The sequence below is a fragment of the Solwaraspora sp. WMMD406 genome (assembly GCF_029626025.1).
Lineage (GTDB): Bacteria > Actinomycetota > Actinomycetes > Mycobacteriales > Micromonosporaceae > Micromonospora_E.
Map to the genome: position 1 here is coordinate 2,907,903 of NZ_JARUBF010000001.1, position 17,792 is coordinate 2,925,694.

Sequence of the window (17,792 nt, forward strand, 5' to 3'; positions counted from 1 at the left end):
ACGGACCTGACGCACAGGCTGTGCGATGAGCTCAGTTGGGGTACGGGGACTGGCTGTGCGATGAGTACAGTGCCGAGGTCCGTACGTTCGGGGGGACGCCACGTCGATCGACCGCTTCCGTCCTGCCGGCCAGGGCTGAGGCGAGGCAAGGGGGGAACATTGGGCGCGGACGATTTACCGATCGGCCGACGGGTCGCCTACTGGCGCGGCCGACGCAAGATGTCGCAGCAGGTCTTCGCCGACCGGCTCGGCAAGTCCAAAAGCTGGGTGGACAAGGTCGAGCGAGGAGTCCGCCGGCTCGACAAGTTCTCCGTCGTCTACGAGATCTCCGACGTCCTGCAGGTCGACGTCCAACTGCTGCTCGGCAAGGAGCCGGAGCGCCGTCCGGAGAGCGTCACCTGCATCGACCAGGTGGAAGTCGAGGAGATCCGGGCCGCGCTCGAACGCTACGACTCGATCAGTGCCTTCTTCGAACCGGCACCGACGCCGCCGCAACTCGCCGAGATGCGCAAGGCCACCAACCACGCCTGGCTGACCTTCCAGCACGCCAAGTACGGGGTGCTGGCCCGGGCGCTGCCCCGGCTGCTGCGCGACGCCCAGGCGGCCGACACCCTCTACGCCAACACCGACGAGGCGAGGGAAGCGTCCAGCCTGCTCGGGCAGATCTACCAGATCGCCTCGACCACCCTGCGCAAACTCGGCGAGCATGATTTGGCCTGGCTGGCCGCCGACCGGTCGATCGTGGTGTCCCAGCGCGCCGGTGACCCGCTGCTCACCGGCGTGGCCACCTGCCGGGTCGGTAACGCGTTGCTCGCCCTCGGCCGGTCCCGGGCGGCGTTGGAGGTCAACGTCAACATCGCCAACCGGCTCGCTCCGGGCACCAGCGGCGAATGCACGCCCGCGCAGTTGTCGGTCTACGGGCTGCTGCTGCTGCAGGGGGCGATGGCCGCCGCCCGGATCGGCGACAGCGCCACCGTACGGGATTTGGTGCATGGTGCCGAGGAGGCGGCACGGGCGCTCGGTGAGGACCGCAACCACTATTGGACCAGTTTCGGTCCGACCAACGTCGAGCTGCACCGGGCCGCCGCCGCCGTCGAGCTGGGCGAAGGACGGATGGCGGTCGACACTCATCGAGCGATCATGGAGATGCCTGGCTTCAGCGCGTTGCTGCCGGAGCGCCGGGCCCACCACATGCTCGACGTCGCACGTGGCTACGCCCAGTTCGGCGAGATCGACAAGGCCAGCGAGATGCTTCTCGAAGGAGACCGGTTGGCGCCGGCGGAGATCCGGTGTCGTCCGATCGCTCACGAGGTGATGTCGGAGGTGCTGCGCCGGACTCGGGGCACCCCCCCGGCGCCGGTGGCGGAGCTGGCCGAACACATGGGGGTAGGGGTATGACAAGTGCCGACGGGTAGCGAGGTGACGGTGTGAACCCGGTCCCTGACCGGACCCTGTACGTGGTCGCCTGTGGAAGTCCGGCCGCTCGACGGGTCGGGCGGCTGGTCACCTTCGCGCAGCGACGTGGCTGGGCGGTGTGCGTGGTGGTCACCCCGGACGGGCGCAAGTTCGTCGACGTACCCGGGCTGGCCGCGCAGACCGGCAACCCGGTGCGGTCCGACTACAAGAACCCCGGCGACCCGGACGTCCTGCCCCCTGCCGACGCCATGATCGTCGCGCCGGCCACCTCCAACACGATCAACAAGTGGGCCGCCGGCATCACCGACACCCTGGCGCTCGGTCTGGTCGTCGAAGCCCAGGGCAAGGGCCTGCCGATCGTCACGCTGCCGTTCACCAACACCGCACTCGCCGGCCATCCGGCCTTCCAGGAGAGCGTGGTCCGGCTGCGGGGATGGGGGGTACGAGTGCTGCTCGGCGACGAGATCCTGCCGCTGCAGCCGCCGGGCATCGGCGAGCAGATCATCGACCGGATTCCCTGGGAACTGACCCTCGACGCGCTCGACGAGCAGATCGAGGCCGCCACCGGTCAGCGTTGAATCGGGGGACGGTGGCGGACAAGTAGGTAAGCTGGGCCGCCGTGGGCACAACTACATCACCGTCGGCGCGGGCTGCGGGCGACCCGGCTGATGTCGTGGGCGGTTCGCCGGTCCGGGTGGCGGACGTCATCGCCGCCGTCGAGCGCCGTTACCCGCCGGCCTGGGCCGAGCAGTGGGACCGCGTCGGCCTGATCCTGGGCGAGCCGGACGCACCCGTTCGCACGGTCTGGTGCGTCGTCGACTGCGTGCCGCAGACCGTGGCGGAAGCGATCGACGCCGGCGCGCAGATGATCATCGCCCATCATCCGCTGCTGCTGCGTGGAGTCTCCTCGATCGCCCCCACCACCTACAAGGGACGAATCATCCACCAGCTCATCCGAGGCGGCGTCGCGCTCTACACCGCGCACACCAACGCCGACGTCGCCCGACCGGGCGTCTCCGACGCGTTGGCAGCCCGGCTCGGACTGACCGATCTGCGCCCGCTGGTGCCGGCCGCCGCCGGCACCCCGGCCGCCAGCGTCGACGGGCAGGGTGCCGGCCGGATCGGCACCCTGCCACAGCCGGTCACCCTCGCCGAACTGACAAGCCGGGCCGCCGCCGCGCTGCCGGCCACCACCTGGGGCGTACGGGCCGCCGGCGACCCCGAGCGGATGATCACCACGATGGCGGTCTGCGGCGGCGCGGGCGACTCCTTCCTCGACGCCGCGGCCGCTGCGGGCGTCGACTCCTACCTCACCTCCGACCTGCGCCACCACCCGGCCGCCGATCACATCGCCGAGGCCGGCCCGGCGCTGCTCGACGCCGCCCACTGGGCCACCGAACGCCCCTGGCTGGACGACCTCGTCGGCCTCCTCGCCACCGAACTGCCGGTGCGGGCGACCGCCTCCGACCTCGATACTGATCCGTGGACCCTGCACGCACCGTCGTCCCCCACCAGCTGACCACCCGAAGGAGCACCACTAGTGAAGGCCGACCCGCAAGCCCAGCGTCGCCTGCTCGACCTGCAGGCGATCGACACCGCCCTCGCCCAGCTCGCCCACCGCCGCCGGACCCTGCCGGAGCACGCGGAGTTGGACGCGCGGGCCCGCGAGCTGTCGGCGCTGGAGGACGAGCGGGTCCGCGCGCAGGTCGCCGTCGACGACCTGGACCGCGACATCGCCCGCCTGGAACGCGACATCGAGCAGGTCCGCGCCCGCAAGGACAAGGACCAGGCCCGGCTCACCCTCGGCTCCGGCCCGGCCCGGGAACTGGAAGCGCTGCAGCACGAGATGGCGTCGCTGACCCGCCGGCAGACCGAGCTGGAAGACGCCGAACTGGAACTCATGGAGCAGCGGGAAACCGCCCAGGCCACCCTCGACGAGATCACCGGGCGGATCGACACCACGCGCCAGCGACGCGCCGACGTCGAAGCGGCCCGGGACAAGGCACTGGCCGAGATCGCCAGCGAGGAGGCGTTCAAGACCTCCTCCCGGGCGCCGCTCGCCAACGACCTACCCGCCGACCTGGTCGCTCTCTACGACAAGGTCCGCGAGAACTCGGGCGGGTTGGCCGCCGCGCTGCTGCGGGCCGGCCGCTGCGGAGGCTGCCGGCTCGAACTGTCCGCCACCGAGCGGAGCCGGATCAAGGCCGCCGACCCGGCGGAGGTGGTCCGCTGCGAGGAGTGCCGGCGGATCATGGTGCGCACCGCTGAGTCCGGCCTGTGAGCGCCGCGATGAAGGTCATCGTCGAAGCCGACGGCGGCGCCCGGGGCAACCCCGGACCGGCCGGGTACGGGGCGGTGGTGCTCGACGGCGTCACCGGTGCGGTGCTGGCCGAGCGGGGCGAGGCACTGGGTATCGCCACCAACAACGTCGCCGAATATCAGGGCCTGATCGCCGGGCTGCGCGCCGCCGCCGACCTGGGTGCCACCGCCGTGGACGTACGGATGGACTCCAAGCTGGTGGTGGAGCAGATGACCGGCCGGTGGCAGATCAAGAACCCGGGACTGCGGCCACTGGCCGCGCAGGCCGCCAGACTGGTCCGCGAGTTCGATACGGTCAGCTTCGGCTGGATCCCTCGGGAGAAGAACAAGCGCGCCGACGCGCTGGCCAACCAGGCGATGGACCGGGCCGCCGGCAAACCGGCCAAGTCCAGCCGGGCCGCGTCCGCCGTCGCGGCGGCTCCGGGCGCTGCGGCTCCGGGCGCTGCGGCTCCGGGCGCTGCGGCTCCGGGCGCTGCGGCTCCGGGCGCTGCGGCTCCGGGCGCTGCGTCGGCCTCTGGCGAGGCTCCGGCCGCGACGGCGGCCAGCGACCCCACGGTCACCACCGCCGGGCCGCCGGCCGCCGAGCCCCAGCCGTCGATGTTCGCCGTCGCCGGATCCGGCGCTGTGCCCGCCGCCTCCTGGGAGCCGCCGGCCACCGCCACCGCCACCCGGCTGATCCTGGTCCGGCACGGCGAGACCGGGATGAACAAGCAGAGCCGCTACTCCGGTCGCGGCGACGTACCCCTGTCCGAACAGGGCGTCGCTCAGGCCGTCGCCGCCGCCGCGCGGATCGCGGTGATCCGGGCCAAGGTCGACGCGATCGTCTGTTCGCCGCTGGTCCGGTGCGTGGACACCGCGCGGGCGATCGCCGCCGAGGTCGGCCACCCGACGGTACGCACCGAAGCCGACCTGATCGAATGTGACTTCGGCGACTGGGAGGGGCGCACCTTCGCCGAGGTACGGGAACGATGGCCGGCCGAGTTGACTTCCTGGTTGGCGTCGACCGAGTTGGCTCCGCCGGGTGGTGAGTCCTTCGCCCAGGTGGCCGGGCGGGTCCGCCGGGTGGTGCGGGAACTGCTCGGCGCGTACCGGGGAAAGACCGTCGTGGTCGTCTCGCACGTCTCCCCGCTCAAGATCATTCTGCGGGACGCGTTGGGAGCCGGTGACGCGCTGCTGCACCGGCTCTACCTGGACCCGACCGGCATTTCGGTGATCGACACCTGGCCCGACGGTGGGGTGGCGGTACGGACCGTCAACGACACCGCGCACCTGGCCGGCATCGCCACCCCCTGACCCGAAATCGCCCCGACTCGATGTCGCCACACCGGGGTCGCGCGTCGCCCCCGCGCCGCTAGCCTCGCAGGATGGATCTTCCCGCGTTCGCGCTGCTGGTCGGGGCCGGGCTGGCCGCCGGCACCGTCAACGCGGCGGCCGGCGGTGGCTCGCTGATCACCTTCCCGGCGTTGATCGCCGTCGGGCTGCCACCGGTCTCGGCGAACGTCACCAACGCGATCGCGGTCTGCCCCGGCTACATCGCCAGCACGGTCGGCAGCCGGGTCGACCTACCGCGCCGCCGAGGGCTGTGGCGCCTCGTCCCGACCGCCGTCGCCGGGGCGGTCCTCGGCTGCGCACTGCTGCTGGTCACCCCGCCCCGGGCCTTCGAACTGATCGTGCCGTTCCTGGTGATCAGCGCGGCGGCGGTGCTCGGCCTGCAGAACCAACTGCGCCGCCTCGTCGGCGAACCCCACCACCTGCCACCCGGGCGCGAACAGTGGTCACTGCAGGCGATGACCTTCTTCTGCGCCGCGTACGGCGGATACTTCGGCGCCGCGCTCGGGGTGATGCTGGTCGCCGGCCTGGCCCTGGTGCTCGACGAAACCCTCAACGGAGTCGTCGCGCTGAAGAACCTGCTCTCGGCGGCGGTCGGGGTCACCACCGTCGCCGTGTTCGCCATCTTCGGCCCGGTCGACTGGGTAGCGGCGGCGACCGTCGCCCCGGCCACCATCGTCGGCGGCTACGTCGGGGCCCGGGTGGTACGCAAGCTCCCGCCGACAGTCCTGCGCTTCGGCATCGTCATCTTCGGCATCGGGATCGGCGTCCTGCTCCTGGTCCGCGCCCTGCGCTGAGCGTCGGTTCGCCCGCTGTCGTGCGGCCTGCCGTCGCACGAGGGGACCCTCCTTGTCGTCAACCTGCCCGGATGACAACCATGGAGGTTCCCTCGATCCCTGCGACAGGGTCGGAGTCGGTCAGACGATGTCCGGTTCGCTCAGCTCGGCCAGCCATTCGGCGGGCGCGTCACGCACGTCGTCGTCGATCGGCGACGCCGCCCGGTCCAGTGCCCGTCGCCACGACAACGCCCGGCTGATCCGGGTCAACCGGCATGCCAGGGCCGCGCTGCGGCGCCGCGCCGCGCCGTCGCCGGGCCAACCCGACAGGTACGCGTCCCGCAGCCGCGCCAGCCACGGATCTCCGGGGGCCAGACGGTAGGCGTATGACGCCGACGACAGGGTCACCAGCAGTGTCCCGAACGGGTGCGCCACGCTCGCGTCACCCCAGTCGAAGAAGCGGTACGGCGCCATCGCGTCGCCGCTGGTCACGTAGCCGCCGTCCGCCACGAAGACGTTGCCGTCGTGCAGGTCGTCGTGCTGCAGCGACGCGGGCATCCCGTCGGCGGCCAACTCGGCACACCAGCGGGCCACGTCGGGTGCCTTCGCGGCGACAGCGGCCGCCCGCTCCGGTCCGAGACCGGCCCGTACCGCCGGGTCGTCGAGCAGGTCGGCCAGCAGCGCTGGCAGCCGGTCCGACCGCTGATCCGGTACGCCGAGGGCCACCATCGCCTCGGCGTGCGGTGCCACGGTGCGCTGCAGGTCGGCGTACTGCTCCAGTAGCGCGACCCAGTGCGGCAACTCGGCGTCGGCGTCGCGTGGCGCGTCCGCCCCGCCGCGCCGCCGCCCGAGAGCGTCCCGCAGGGTCGCGCCCGCGTCGGCGGTGAGCAGCCAGCCGCGTACCGGATGCGTCGCGATCGGGGCGAGGACCGCGTCCGGTACCCAGCCGGCGAGCGCGGCGGCGAGCGGTGCCTCGTAGCGGCAGCCGTACGTGTTCGCCTTGAACCAGTGCCAGCCGGCGGCGGTCGGCGCGCGGTAGGTCACCGACCAGGGACGTACCCGCTCCTGCTCGACCGGGCCGACGGCCGGCGTGCCCCGGGCAGCGAGCTGCTCGCCAACCCATTGCAGTACGCCGTCGCGCCAGGCCGGATCCGCCCAGTCGTTGCCGCCCAGGATCGACTCGTCTGCCGTCAGCACCGCGCGATCGTAGTCCCGGCCCACCGGGTCGAGCACGGAATTATCCGGCTGAGCTGCACGTCCTGCGGTGGATCTAGAAGGATCTGGCCGGTATACCGACCACAATCCTTCTAGATCGGCGCTGGTCGAGGGGGCGCGGCCAGCCTATCGTTCGGCGGTGATCGTGGCTGCGTACGATTGACCCTCGGACGGACGAGTCGACCGGGCGGCCGCGTCAGCGGGGGATATGTCCCCTGTTGCCGAGGAACGTCCGGACTCCTCAGGGCAGGGTGGTTGTTAACGGCAACCCGGGGTGACCCGCGGGACAGTGCCACAGAAAACAGACCGCCGGGCGGTGAAACGCCAGGTAAGGGTGAAACGGTGGGGTAAGAGCCCACCAGCATCCCGGGTGACCGGGATGGCTCGGTAAACCCCACCCGGAGCAAGGCCAAAAGGGCCGGTGTCGCGAGACGCCGACCTGCGCAGGCGTTCGAGGGCTGCCCGCCCGAGCCTGCGGGTAGGCCGCTGGAGCCTGCCGGCGACGGTAGGCCGAGATGGATGGCCGCCCCCGCTGCGTAGCCGGGCAACCGGCGCGTACGGGACAGAATCCGGCGTACAGGTCGACTCGTCCGTTCCACCCCAGTTCAGTACGCCGATCAAGCCGCTGAGCTGCACGAACTTCCCGTCATCGATGGTCGTTCATGGTCGGCTTTGGTCGGCGTCTGACGTCCTGGATTCGCTCTGACGTACGCATTCCTCGGGGTGGGTGTGGAGTTCGCGGACGGCGGCGAGTACCGGACCGGGATGGGGTTTCATACCGCCGGGGTCGCCGTGGGGGCGGCCGATGACGGGGTGGACGTAGGCGGCGAGCCGTCGCGCGATCAGATATTGGGTGACGGCGTCGGCGCTGTTGTTGGACACGATCGCGATCCCGCGTCGGGCGTGGTGGGCGGCCACGATGACTTCCCGCGCGTACGGGGTGGGTTCGGCGACGGTGATCGCGTCCAGCTCGGCGGCGCGGAGGGCGTCGTCGACCAGGCGGACGATGACGGGCCGGTTCAGGGTGGCGGTCCAGCGCAGGACGGCGAGCGGGTCGGGTTCGTCGAGCAGGTCCGCCGGGATGGTGACGCCTTGGTCGACCAGCAGGCGGCGCAGGGTGGCGGCGACCTGGGGCGCGGGGTGGTTGGCGAAGACCTTGCAGACGGGTCCGTCGAAGTCGAGCAGCAGGAACCGGGCGCGGTCGATGACGGCGGCGAGTTCGGCGTTCATGACGTGTACTCGCGGGCGATGGTGTTCCACAGGCTGTTGAACCAGGCTCCGGCCTGCTGCACGTACAGGCCGTCGTAGGATGCGTCGTCGTCGCTGGGGGTGAACGGTAAGAGGATCGCGTCTTTGCCCATGGCGTCGTAGATGGCCATGGGTTGGCCGTCGACGCTGACGGTGTGTTCCACGACGGGGTAGAAGCCGAAGAACGCTTTCTCGTCGTTGATGACGAACAGTTTGAACAGCGGGGCCGCGCCGTGGACGCGTACCTCGGTGGTGGCGGCCTTGACCAGGTCGAGATCGGCCAGCTCCTGGACGGCGTCGATGATGGCGTGGATGGACCGGTTGGTGATGCGGGCCGACCGGGCGCGGACGCGGGGGTCGTCGGCGCGGTCCTCGGCCCGGCACGGGATCGCCATCGGGGCGTTCATGTCGGAGATCAGGATCCGGATGCGGATCGATCCCGGGGTGAGTCGGCCGACGCGGACCTTGTCCAACGTCTCCTGGATGGCGTTGTGGAGGGTCTCGCCGGAGAAGCCGGCGAAGTCGATCGCGACGTGGGTGGCCTCGAAGGCGCGTTCGATGTGCGGGCGTAGACCGACGGGGCGTTCGGTGTTGGCGCGGACGAACGTGCCGCTGCCTTGGCGGGTGACGATCAGTCGCTCGTCCTGGAGCTTTCGCAGGGCGGCTTTGATCGTCTCGCGGGCGACGGAGAAGCGTTCGACCAGGTCGTTTTGGCTGGGCAGCTTCTCGCCGGGGGCGAACTTGCCGGTTTTGATCTCGGCGCGCAGGGCGGCGGCGATCTGCTGGGACGGGGTGCGTGGGTCGTCGGGGTCGAGCGCCATGTCCGGACCATACCTGTTGGCTAGCCAGGCTAGATGTCTCGTGTCTAAGTGTTGATATGGCTAGCCAAGTCGCCCTGCCTTTGATCCACGGCATCTGGCTAGTCAAGCCGGTCTACGAGTGGAGGTAGAGAGGTAGAGCAGTGGCTCTGCGAGGCGGGACGCGGTGTTCGGTCCGGTGTTCGGACGTTTCCCGGCCGTGGACACGTTCACACTGGTGGAAGCCGCGTCCGTATCCGCAGGTCGGATCAGCCCACAATAGACAAGAGTTGGCGAACCGCTCTCTCGGGACCATAGTATCTGCCTCTGATGTCACCACCAGCACGCCAGACACCTGTGGGGTGGGTCAGTTGAAGGTCTTGCTCGTCGAGGATGACCTGCGGTTCGCGCGTGTGCTGGGGACGGCGTTGCGTCGGGCGGGATACGAGCTGACCCATGTCGGTACCGCGACCGAGGCGTTGGCCGCCGCGCCAGCGGACGTGGTGCTGCTCGACCTCAACCTGCCGGACTGGGACGGCCTGCACGTCTGTCGCGAGCTGCGGGCGCGCAGCGAGGTGGTGATCATCGTGTTGAGCGCCCGATCGGAGGAGAGCGAACGCATCGCGGGTCTGCGGGCGGGCGCTGACGACTACCTGGTCAAGCCGTTCAGCTTCGGTGAGCTGCAGGCGCGGATCGAGGCAGTGCTGCGTCGGGCCCGGCCGCGCCCGGCGGGTGTCCGGGAGATCGGCACGTTGCGCGTGGACCTGGATCGCCACGAGGCGTTCGTCAGTGACGAACGGCTGTCGCTGAGCCGCAAGGAGTTCCAGCTGCTGGCCCTGCTGTCTGGCGAACCCGGCACGGTGCAACGGCGGGACCGCCTGATGATCGAGGTCTGGAACACATCCTGGCCCGGCACCAGCCGTACGCTCGATGTGCACATCGCCCGGTTGCGCGCCAAGGTCGAGGGGTCCGTGCACGTCGAGGCGATCCGTGGGGTCGGTTACCGGCTCGTGCCCGTCGACGGTTCTGGGCCTGGTCCGGCGGCGCCGATCGGTGACGAGGCGGACGAGGTGCTCGGTTGATGCTGCGCCGGATACTCGCGGTCCAGCTGGCACTGTTGGGAGCGGCCGTGCTCGGACTGGGTACGCCACTGGCGTGGTCGCTGGTCACTCGACCGGGCGGTACGCCGGTCGCCTGGTGGATCTCGCTGGTCGGGCTGGTGCTGCTGCTGGTCATCGGCGCGGTGCAGGCCGCGCGTCGGCTGAGTCGCTGGTTGGGCGACCCGGTCGAGTCCTTGACGGCCGAGGCTCGGGCTTGGCGGGACGGAACGTCGCAGCGGCCGGTGCCGCCGGCCGGCCCTATCGAGCTGCGCCGGCTCGCCGACGCCTTCAACGATCTCGGAGCCCGAATGGCGGCGCTAGTGGATCGGCAGCGAGCCTTCGTCTCCTATGCCAGCCACCAGCTGCGGACTCCACTGGCCACGTTGCGGCTGGCTGTCGACAACCTTCGGCCGCCGCAGGGCGACGGCCGTGACGATCCGCAGGACGAGTACGACGTCCTGGTCGACGAGATCGACCGGATGACCCGGATCTGCGATTCGTTGCTGGCCTACGCCCGAGCCGAGGCGACCGCCGCGCAGGCCACGGAACTCGACCTCTCGGCGCTGGTGGCCACCCGAGTGGAGATGTGGGAACCGGCCGCCGCGCTGGCCGGCATGCAGATCGTGCGGGGCGGGGCCGACGGGGTCGTCGCATGGGTCGGGGAGTCCGCCATCAGCCAGTGCCTGGACGCGCTGATCGACAATGCGATGAAGTATGCCGGGTCCGGCGCGAAGATCGTCGTCGCCGCGTTCCGTCTACCGGACGGGTGGGCACAGCTCGACGTGATCGACAACGGACGAGGGTTGCTGGCTGAGGAGCTGTCCAATGCCCGGCAGGCGTTCTGGCGTCGAGCCGCCGACCAGAACCAGAGCGGATCCGGGCTGGGCGTGACGATCGCCGAGACGCTGATCACCGCCTCTGGTGGGACATTGACGCTGATGCCGGCCCGGCCGCGTGGGCTGCGGGCACACATCCGGCTGCCCGCCGACGCCCGGCGCCGCTGACCCACCGGGGTCGACCCGGTCCGGGTCGTGGTCCATGGCGCGCCCAGACGACGAGTCTCGCCGCTGTCGCGTGTCGGCTCACCATCTTCCGCCGATGGCCGCCTGTGTTAACTGTTCATCACGTTCCATCGAGGATGCTGGCCGGCGACGTGCTCGGCTGCGAGTCTGCGAGCGACCGATGCGAGGTGCGGAAGGCAGGAGGCCGGTGGACCCATGCGGACCAGAGGCCTGGTGACGTTCGAGGCCGCGACGATGTACGTCTGCGCGAGTTCCTATCGCCGATCGGCTCGGGAGCGGCTGGCCGCCGGGATCGGCGGCGGGGCAGCCGGGGACGTCCAGGGAGCGGCCGCACCGAACGGTGGGGCGTTGATCGCCGAGTTCAGCCAATCCCCGCCGGCGAGGCGGCTACGACGGCTGCTGGATCCGGAGGCGGACGGCGAGGTCTGGGTGCGGTCGGACGGTTACGGCGTTCGTCGGCAACTCGGCAGGCATCAGGTCCTGACCACGCATGATCGACAAGCCCGGATGCTCGCTGACTTGCAAGAGACGTGGCGGTCCGGGGTCGCTGTGGTCCACGAGGATCACCCGGCGCGGGTGCAGCGGGCCACGGAGCTGTGGCGTGGACTGCTCGCCGCAGCTGCCCCCGTACGGGGGGCGAGCGGCTTGTGCCTGCCCCTGCCGGCTGGTCCACTGGCCGAGATCGCGGTGAACGGTGCCGGGCATCTTGGGATCTCAGCCCGGGTGCGGCGTACGACGACCCAGTTCTGCGTGGTGAGTGTCGACAGTCACGTGCACGTCCTGCGGCTGATGCAGCTCATGAGGCAGAGTACGGGTCATGCGCCAGCAGACTTGAGAGGAACTACGTAGGTGAGCTCCGATCCACCGAGTGATCTGACCCCGATGCGAACCATCATTCTGCCGGCCATGGCGGAGGCGACGGCCCCCGATCCGGCGCAGCCGTCACGGCGGCCGCAGCCGCCGCAGCCGCCGCAATCGGTACCGTCGGGCCGGCGGCTGCCTCGGCTCCGTAGGCAGGTTCGGGGCCAGGAACCGCTACCCGGATCGGCGGCCGCAGCCCAGCTCGCGGATGTTCCGATCGATGATCGAGCGGGTGTTCGGCTGGCCAGCGATGTCGCCGGCTCCGACAGCGTCGCGCGGCCCACGACGGGAGCCGCACCGCGGCCGGCGGAGTCCGAGCCTCGGATCACGCCGGACGACTCAGCCGGTACCGGCGAGTCCGGTCGGGTCCGACGGGTCGGAGCCGGCTGGCGGACGCGCCTTGGTCTCACCACCCCGCCAGCGGCAGGTGCGGCGGAGCATACCGGGCACGCGGACGAGCCCTCGGGAGCCGGAGATGTGCTGCCGGCGCGTCGCCGACGCCGACTCCGGGCGGCTGTGGCGGCAGCGGCCGCAGGTATGCTCATCGGCCCGCTCGTCTACAGCTTCGTGACCGGGCCGGGCGGCCAGCCTCCTCGGACGACCGTCCCCCCGGCCGTTGCCCTGGCACAGCCGTGGCCGACGAAGTCTGCCGTGACGACCGGACCGGACCCGTCGCCGGCGACGTCGACCGGGTCCCCGGACACGCTGACGCCGACTCCGGCCGGCGCGGGCACGCCAACCGCAGGCATTCCCGCCTCGGTGCGAAACGGTGCACCGCCACCGGCCGCGATGACTCCTCGCCAGTCGACAACGACTCCGGCCGCAGCCGGCAAGCCGTCCGCCGGACAGCCCGCCGCGTTGGCGAACAGTGCGCCTCCGCCGGCCGCCCCGACGACTGCGGCTGCGGCTGCGGCTGCGCAGGCGACCACGGTCGTCAAGGTCTCCGGAGTCGGCTGCGCGAACGATGCCACGCAGAACTGGTACGCCTCCGGCATGGACGGCAGCTGGTCGGAGAAGAGCGGCGGTGCCAGCGGCTGCGGTCGGTTCGTCGCGATGCCGATGTCCGGCAGTTCATCGTGGGACAGCGGTCGGTACGTGGTGTGGTGGTTCGAGACCAGCCCGGTCGTGACCGGGTCCTGCGCCGTGGCGGTCTACATCCCGTCCAGCGGAGTGGCCAACGACGTCGCCGGCCGCCCGTCGTACTACAAAGTCCTTGGTGGACGTACGAGCAGCTCGGTGTATGCCGGCTTTTCCGTTGACCAGACGGTGAACCGAGGGCGCTGGGTCGGCGTGGGCACGTACCCGTTGCGGAACGGTGCCATTTCGATCCACCTTGCGAACCGTGGGGCCAACCCCAATGGTGAGCGGCACGGCGCGGCGCAGGTCCGGGTGTCGTGCACCAACTCCTGACGGTTCGACGGCCCGCGCCGCGCTGAGGCGTCGCGGGCCGCGTGTTCGCCGGAGCGAGATTCGAGAGGCCATGGCGGTGGGCCATTCGCCGCCGCTTCGCCGTGTGGACGTGACCTGGGACGACATCGTTGATCGGGATGTCTGCGCGTCAGGAATTCGATCCCTTGGCGTCGGGTGGTGTCGCGCCCACGCCAGGCGAGCGGATCGAGCTAGGCCCGTCGTATTCTTCGACCACATGGGTATTCCTTAACCTTGCACCGATCTGCGGTCAGTCATGTTTTTCCAGGTAGAGGTGGGTGGAGTCCTTTCCATGATCATCTAGTTTACCTCTATGAAATATTTGTAACCCATCTCTGTAACGGCCTTGGGCGTAGCCACGTTTGTGGACTGATGTTGTACTAGCCCCATCCATAGTCGGTCGAGTGCTACCGCGAGCGGGAGGCAAGGGCATTGACCAGTCCCAACCTTAATCATGACGTCGAAGGAACCCGTCAGGTCACGGCGGCCTATGACGAGACGCAGCGGCAACTCGCCAGCATCAGATCACGATTCGACGCGGCGGTCGCCGGCATCACCGGGGTCCAGTCGGGTGCCGCGATGGCGATGAAATCGGCGGTGGCCACGGAGGTTGTCCCCCGGTTCAACGCGATCGTGCAGCAGTTCGCCAGCCTCGGTACGGGCATCGGCCTGGCAAACCGCGACGCGGTTCAGGCGAACGAGCAGGCAACCGATTCCGTGGCGAGCTTCCGCAGCAAACTGAACTACTGACAGCTGGTCCGAGCGCAGCGCCGTTACCGAAGGAGCAAGCATGACCCAACCGATTCACGTCAACAACGTCAACCTCGGCGGGGAGCTGGACGGGCTCCGCAGTCTTGTCGTCGAGCTGGACTCGGCGCTCGACGCGTTCGAGACCACCGCAGGTCCCATCCTGGTCAACTGGACAGGCTCGGCACCCGAAGAGTACCGCGTCGCGAAGGCGAACTGGGACCGGCTCATGGGTGAACTCGGCATGGTCCTGAACAGCACCCCGCAGGTCATCTCCGAGATCGCTCAATACCACGTCATGGCGGACCATCGCAGCGCCGGCTACTTCGCGTGAACTGAAAGAGCGCCAACATGCTGACATTCAACCCTGCGGAACTGCGGACGATCATCGCCTCGCTCACGTGGCTCGGTGCCAACATGAAGACGTTCGCCGGCGAGCACAGCGTATCCGCCAGCGGGGCCATGACCGGGATGACCGTTTATCCGGGAAGTTCCAGCTTTCCGGAGGCTGCCGCCCTCAAGACGGCCATCGAGAACCTGGCCACGACTTTCGGGGGAGAGTTCGTCTGGCTCACCGGAGTCGTCGACAAGCTTGTCGTCGACACCCAGCGGGTCGTCGCCACGATGGACGACAGCACCTCGCTGGCGCGGGAGGAGGTGAGCAAGTTCCTGTCGGACTTCCGTAGCACCCTGGATGCCATGGGCGTGCAGACCAACGGTTCGCCGACACTGGAGGACATCATCAAGAACATAAATCCGTCGCCCAACAATAATCCTGGCACCAACTAGCCTTTTGCGCCCTGTCCGCAGACGGTTCGGAGACCGCAATGCCGAGGCACTGGAACGAAGTCGTCAACACGGTCATGACTGTTACCGGCGCTGTCGGCGCCGGGACCAGCGACAATCCGAGCGCTGCGGGGAACCGAGGGCTCATTCACAGTGAGAACTGGATCGTTCCCTACCAAGGCTCCGGGTACTACTTCTGGGTCCGCTATGGCCTGACCATCGGTGACCTCGGAAACCGGCAGGGCAACGGCGGCATCACTACTTCGGTAGCGGAATTCGGCCTGGACCCTCGGGTCCAGGCCGCCTACAACGAACTCGTCAGCGTCGGTGCGCAAGCTTACCGACAGGCTCAGGACGCGATCGACGGACGTGGCGACGTGATCAACGTCAGAAGCCTGCGGGACGCGGCTGCCAACGTCAGGGCGTGGTCGGCGTGGATGTCGTACTACAACAACACCACGGCACAGATCCGGTCACGGGACGCCGCAGGCTGGGAGGGCGGCGCGGCGGGCGCGTTCGACGACATGCTCGCCAACGTCGTCAACGGTTTCAGATCACTCTATGACCAGCTGAACCCCGGTGGCAGGAGCCTGGCCGACATCATCGACGGCACGGCGACGGACCTCACTACCTTCCTGCGGGCATACCAGACCGCGTTCGACGAGTGGCGCAGCAACGACGAGAAGAGCCCCGAGAACCTGGTGCGCCAACAGGTGATGGGCTGGGTGCAGCCACAGGCGAATCTGCCCTGGCGGGAAAACCCTTTCTATCGGATGACTACCTCGGCCGAGGTGCTGGCGTACCTGCGGAGACATCTGCAGGACGGGCCGGTCACCGACTCGGTCAGTGGGGTGAAAGGCGTGTTCGAGCGCGAGATCTTCAAATTCGACGCGGCGGTAGACAACGCGTTCAACCCGCTGATCGTCTCCTACAACACCGCAGGGCCGTCGATCCTGTCGATCGTACGGCCCACCATGAACGCCGTGGGTGCGCCTCCGCCGGGCACTGAGGACCCCTTGGTCGACACAGAGACCGTCACCGACCCCGAGGGCGATCCCAATCAACCAGTGGGTGAGGCTGGCGGAGCAGGCGGTGGGCCAGACGACCTGGGTCTGGGTGGTGGTTCGGGTGGTGGGGATCCCGGGTTGGGTGGCGGGGACATCGGTTTGGGTGGTGGTTCGGGTGGTGGGGATCCCGGGTTGGGTGGCGGGGACCTCGGTTTGGGTGGTGGTTCGGGTGGCGGATACCCCGGGTTGGGTGGCGGGGACATCGGTTTGGGTGGTGGTTCGGGTGGCGGATACCCCGGGTTGGGTGGCGGGGACATCGGTTTGGGCGGTGGTTCGGGTGGTGGGGACCCCGGCCTGGGCGGTGGCTCGGGAGGCGGGGGTTTCGGCAACGGACCTGGCGATCTCGATCTCGGCGGGGGGTTCGGTGACACCCCACCCGGTTCGGGCGGGGGAATCCCGGGCGGGTCGACGGGCGGGATTGGCGGTGGAGGTGGCTTCGTAGGGTCGCCCGGTCTCGTGACCAGTGGATCCTTCGGGGCTGGCGGAGGGGCGGGGTCTGGAGCGGGAGCTTCGCGGTACAACGCGCTGACCTCGTTGGCGGGGGCGGGCGGCGCGGCGGGAACGCCGAGGGTGACGCCCCTTCCGCCGGTGGGCACCGCAGGACTTCCGCCGGGCGCCATCGGCGGTAGCGGCGTGCCGATCTATCCGCCGATGGCCGGTGGCATGGGCGGTGCCGGCGGGGCGGGCGGGGATCGCAAAGAGCGGGAGCGGCACACATGGCTAGCCGAAGACAGAGATGTGTGGGGTTTGGACCCGGACGCATCACCAGCGGTGGTCGGCCGCCCGGGCCGAACCGGTGCCCAGGACCGTGCCGAGCAGGACGATTTCGAGGTCGATCTCGGTCAGGCCGGCCGCCGGATCGTCGACGGAAGGAGAACACGACAGTGAGTCAACCCTTGGAGGCCAGCGCCGAGGCGCTCGTCCGGCAGCTGGAGCAGCAGCAGCGATCCATTGAGCAGTCGATGCTGTCGGCGGGACGGGTCACCGCGACCGCCACCTCGCCCGACCACTCGGTCACGGTCGCCCTCAACCACCTGGGGCACATCACCGAGCTCACGTTCGCAGGCGGCAAGTATCGGTCGATGGCACCGGGTGAGCTGAGCCGGGTCATCACCGACACCATCGCCAGGGCCCGAAACGACCTGCTCGACCAGCTCTCCGGCGCCTACCTCCGGGATGCTCCGGCGTCGCTCGACGTACGCGCAGTGATGTCCGGGAACTTTGACGTGGCGAAGGTGATGCGGGACATGGTCGAAGAAGGCGTCGCGACGCACGATTCGACGTTCGCCAGGTTCAAGACGATGCGTGACGGCGACGCCGGCTCGGGGGACCGGAGGTGAGCCATGCCGAAGGGACTCGACGTTGACCTGAGCAAGTTGCCGGACGTCATCAGAGAGTTGGAGAGTCTCGGACAAAGCGCTGGCGCGATCGCAGCGCAGCTGAGGCGTGTCGCCGCGCTCTATCCCCGCCCGGCAGGTGAGCGTGGCGACGAAATCGGCGACCAGTTCGAGGAGCAGTTCCGAGGTACGTTCAACGCTGCGGTCGAGTACCTGGAGATGCTGGCCAAAGGACTGGACGAGGACGGCAAGAGTGTCGGCACGACCAGTACCTCCCTGTGGAACAGCGAGAACGCGGGACAAGATCTGGTGAATCAGTTCCGTAAGGCGTAGAAACGCCGAGG

The 17,792-nt window shown here is 69.4% G+C and carries 19 protein-coding genes and 1 other RNA gene; 17 read left to right on the forward strand and 3 right to left on the reverse strand.

Annotated features, from left to right (window positions below; genetic code table 11):
* Window positions 1-159 precede the first annotated feature (159 nt).
* The 6 genes from O7632_RS13190 to O7632_RS13215 all read left to right on the forward strand — a co-directional run bounded on the left by O7632_RS13190 (window position 160) and on the right by O7632_RS13215 (window position 5,861).
* Window positions 160-1,398: a helix-turn-helix domain-containing protein gene (locus O7632_RS13190; RefSeq protein WP_278114420.1), complete on the forward strand. Its 1,239-nt coding sequence runs from the start codon at window positions 160-162 to the stop codon at window positions 1,396-1,398.
* A 29-nt stretch (window positions 1,399-1,427) separates the two neighbouring features.
* The gene (locus O7632_RS13195; RefSeq protein ID WP_278114422.1) at window positions 1,428-1,994 is read left to right on the forward strand and encodes a flavoprotein; all 567 of its coding nucleotides are present in this window, start codon (window positions 1,428-1,430) and stop codon (window positions 1,992-1,994) included.
* 95 nt (window positions 1,995-2,089) lie between these two features.
* Window positions 2,090-2,935, forward strand: a complete 846-nt coding sequence (locus O7632_RS13200; protein ID WP_278120016.1) for a Nif3-like dinuclear metal center hexameric protein — start codon at window positions 2,090-2,092, stop codon at window positions 2,933-2,935.
* Window positions 2,936-2,956: 21 nt separating this feature from the next.
* Window positions 2,957-3,697, forward strand: a complete 741-nt coding sequence (locus O7632_RS13205; RefSeq protein WP_278114424.1) for a C4-type zinc ribbon domain-containing protein — start codon at window positions 2,957-2,959, stop codon at window positions 3,695-3,697.
* Window positions 3,698-3,705: 8 nt separating this feature from the next.
* Window positions 3,706-5,028 (forward strand): bifunctional RNase H/acid phosphatase, encoded by a 1,323-nt coding sequence (locus O7632_RS13210; RefSeq protein ID WP_278120018.1) that lies wholly within the window; start codon window positions 3,706-3,708, stop codon window positions 5,026-5,028.
* A gap of 71 nt (window positions 5,029-5,099) precedes the next feature.
* Window positions 5,100-5,861 (forward strand): sulfite exporter TauE/SafE family protein, encoded by a 762-nt coding sequence (locus O7632_RS13215; protein ID WP_278114426.1) that lies wholly within the window; start codon window positions 5,100-5,102, stop codon window positions 5,859-5,861.
* A 120-nt stretch (window positions 5,862-5,981) separates the two neighbouring features.
* On the opposite strand, the gene O7632_RS13220 is transcribed toward O7632_RS13215, so the two are convergent.
* A complete protein-coding gene (locus tag O7632_RS13220; RefSeq protein WP_278114428.1) occupies window positions 5,982-7,037 on the reverse strand; it encodes a phosphotransferase in 1,056 nt (351 codons plus the stop codon).
* A gap of 193 nt (window positions 7,038-7,230) precedes the next feature.
* On the opposite strand from O7632_RS13220, the gene rnpB reads away from it, so the two are divergent.
* An RNA gene (gene rnpB / locus O7632_RS13225) (RNase P RNA component class A) lies at window positions 7,231-7,648 on the forward strand.
* A 67-nt stretch (window positions 7,649-7,715) separates the two neighbouring features.
* Here rnpB and O7632_RS13230 read toward each other — a convergent pair.
* Together O7632_RS13230 and O7632_RS13235 are read right to left on the reverse strand one after the other, a co-directional pair.
* Entirely contained in the window at window positions 7,716-8,285 is a 570-nt protein-coding gene (locus tag O7632_RS13230; RefSeq protein ID WP_278114430.1) for an HAD hydrolase-like protein, read from the reverse strand.
* Window positions 8,282-9,124, reverse strand: coding sequence for a GntR family transcriptional regulator (locus O7632_RS13235; RefSeq protein ID WP_278114431.1), 843 nt, complete (start codon window positions 9,122-9,124; stop codon window positions 8,282-8,284). The genes O7632_RS13230 and O7632_RS13235 overlap by 4 nt, the downstream gene beginning before the upstream one ends.
* A gap of 347 nt (window positions 9,125-9,471) precedes the next feature.
* Between O7632_RS13235 and O7632_RS13240 the strand changes: the two genes are divergently transcribed.
* The 10 genes from O7632_RS13240 (at window position 9,472) to O7632_RS13285 (ending at window position 17,781) form a co-directional block, all read left to right on the forward strand.
* Window positions 9,472-10,182, forward strand: a complete 711-nt coding sequence (locus O7632_RS13240) for a response regulator transcription factor (protein WP_278114433.1) — start codon at window positions 9,472-9,474, stop codon at window positions 10,180-10,182.
* Window positions 10,182-11,204, forward strand: a complete 1,023-nt coding sequence (locus O7632_RS13245) for a HAMP domain-containing sensor histidine kinase (protein WP_278114434.1) — start codon at window positions 10,182-10,184, stop codon at window positions 11,202-11,204. Before O7632_RS13240 ends, O7632_RS13245 begins: the two co-directional genes overlap by 1 nt.
* 213 nt (window positions 11,205-11,417) lie before the next feature.
* Window positions 11,418-12,071, forward strand: a complete 654-nt coding sequence (locus O7632_RS13250) for a hypothetical protein (protein WP_278114436.1) — start codon at window positions 11,418-11,420, stop codon at window positions 12,069-12,071.
* Between the two features lie 663 nt (window positions 12,072-12,734).
* Window positions 12,735-13,493: a hypothetical protein gene (locus O7632_RS13255; protein WP_278114437.1), complete on the forward strand. Its 759-nt coding sequence runs from the start codon at window positions 12,735-12,737 to the stop codon at window positions 13,491-13,493.
* 450 nt (window positions 13,494-13,943) lie between these two features.
* Entirely contained in the window at window positions 13,944-14,261 is a 318-nt protein-coding gene (locus tag O7632_RS13260; protein ID WP_278114439.1) for a hypothetical protein, read from the forward strand.
* 40 nt (window positions 14,262-14,301) lie between these two features.
* The gene (locus O7632_RS13265; RefSeq protein WP_278114441.1) at window positions 14,302-14,592 is read left to right on the forward strand and encodes a hypothetical protein; all 291 of its coding nucleotides are present in this window, start codon (window positions 14,302-14,304) and stop codon (window positions 14,590-14,592) included.
* Between the two features lie 17 nt (window positions 14,593-14,609).
* Window positions 14,610-15,047, forward strand: a complete 438-nt coding sequence (locus O7632_RS13270; protein ID WP_278114442.1) for a hypothetical protein — start codon at window positions 14,610-14,612, stop codon at window positions 15,045-15,047.
* 74 nt (window positions 15,048-15,121) lie between these two features.
* Window positions 15,122-16,999 (forward strand): hypothetical protein, encoded by a 1,878-nt coding sequence (locus O7632_RS13275; RefSeq protein WP_278114444.1) that lies wholly within the window; start codon window positions 15,122-15,124, stop codon window positions 16,997-16,999.
* Window positions 16,996-17,451 carry a hypothetical protein gene (locus O7632_RS13280; protein WP_278114445.1) on the forward strand — a complete coding sequence of 152 codons (456 nt, stop codon included), beginning with the start codon at window positions 16,996-16,998 and terminating at the stop codon, window positions 17,449-17,451. Before O7632_RS13275 ends, O7632_RS13280 begins: the two co-directional genes overlap by 4 nt.
* A gap of 3 nt (window positions 17,452-17,454) precedes the next feature.
* Entirely contained in the window at window positions 17,455-17,781 is a 327-nt protein-coding gene (locus O7632_RS13285; protein WP_278114447.1) for a hypothetical protein, read from the forward strand.
* Window positions 17,782-17,792 lie beyond the last annotated feature (11 nt).

Bases quoted from the DNA above. Each gene is read 5' to 3' on its own strand.
- O7632_RS13265 (WP_278114441.1), top strand. From the start codon at position 14,302: ATGACCCAACCGATTCACGTCAACAACGTCAACCTCGGCGGGGAGCTG.
- O7632_RS13270 (WP_278114442.1), top strand. From the start codon at position 14,610: ATGCTGACATTCAACCCTGCGGAACTGCGGACGATCATCGCCTCGCTC.
- O7632_RS13245 (WP_278114434.1), top strand. From the start codon at position 10,182: ATGCTGCGCCGGATACTCGCGGTCCAGCTGGCACTGTTGGGAGCGGCC.
- O7632_RS13275 (WP_278114444.1), top strand. From the start codon at position 15,122: ATGACTGTTACCGGCGCTGTCGGCGCCGGGACCAGCGACAATCCGAGC.
- O7632_RS13230 (WP_278114430.1), bottom strand. From the start codon at position 8,285: ATGAACGCCGAACTCGCCGCCGTCATCGACCGCGCCCGGTTCCTGCTG.
- O7632_RS13285 (WP_278114447.1), top strand. From the start codon at position 17,455: ATGCCGAAGGGACTCGACGTTGACCTGAGCAAGTTGCCGGACGTCATC.
- O7632_RS13235 (WP_278114431.1), bottom strand. From the start codon at position 9,124: ATGGCGCTCGACCCCGACGACCCACGCACCCCGTCCCAGCAGATCGCC.
- O7632_RS13250 (WP_278114436.1), top strand. From the start codon at position 11,418: ATGCGGACCAGAGGCCTGGTGACGTTCGAGGCCGCGACGATGTACGTC.
- O7632_RS13215 (WP_278114426.1), top strand. From the start codon at position 5,100: ATGGATCTTCCCGCGTTCGCGCTGCTGGTCGGGGCCGGGCTGGCCGCC.
- O7632_RS13210 (WP_278120018.1), top strand. From the start codon at position 3,706: ATGAAGGTCATCGTCGAAGCCGACGGCGGCGCCCGGGGCAACCCCGGA.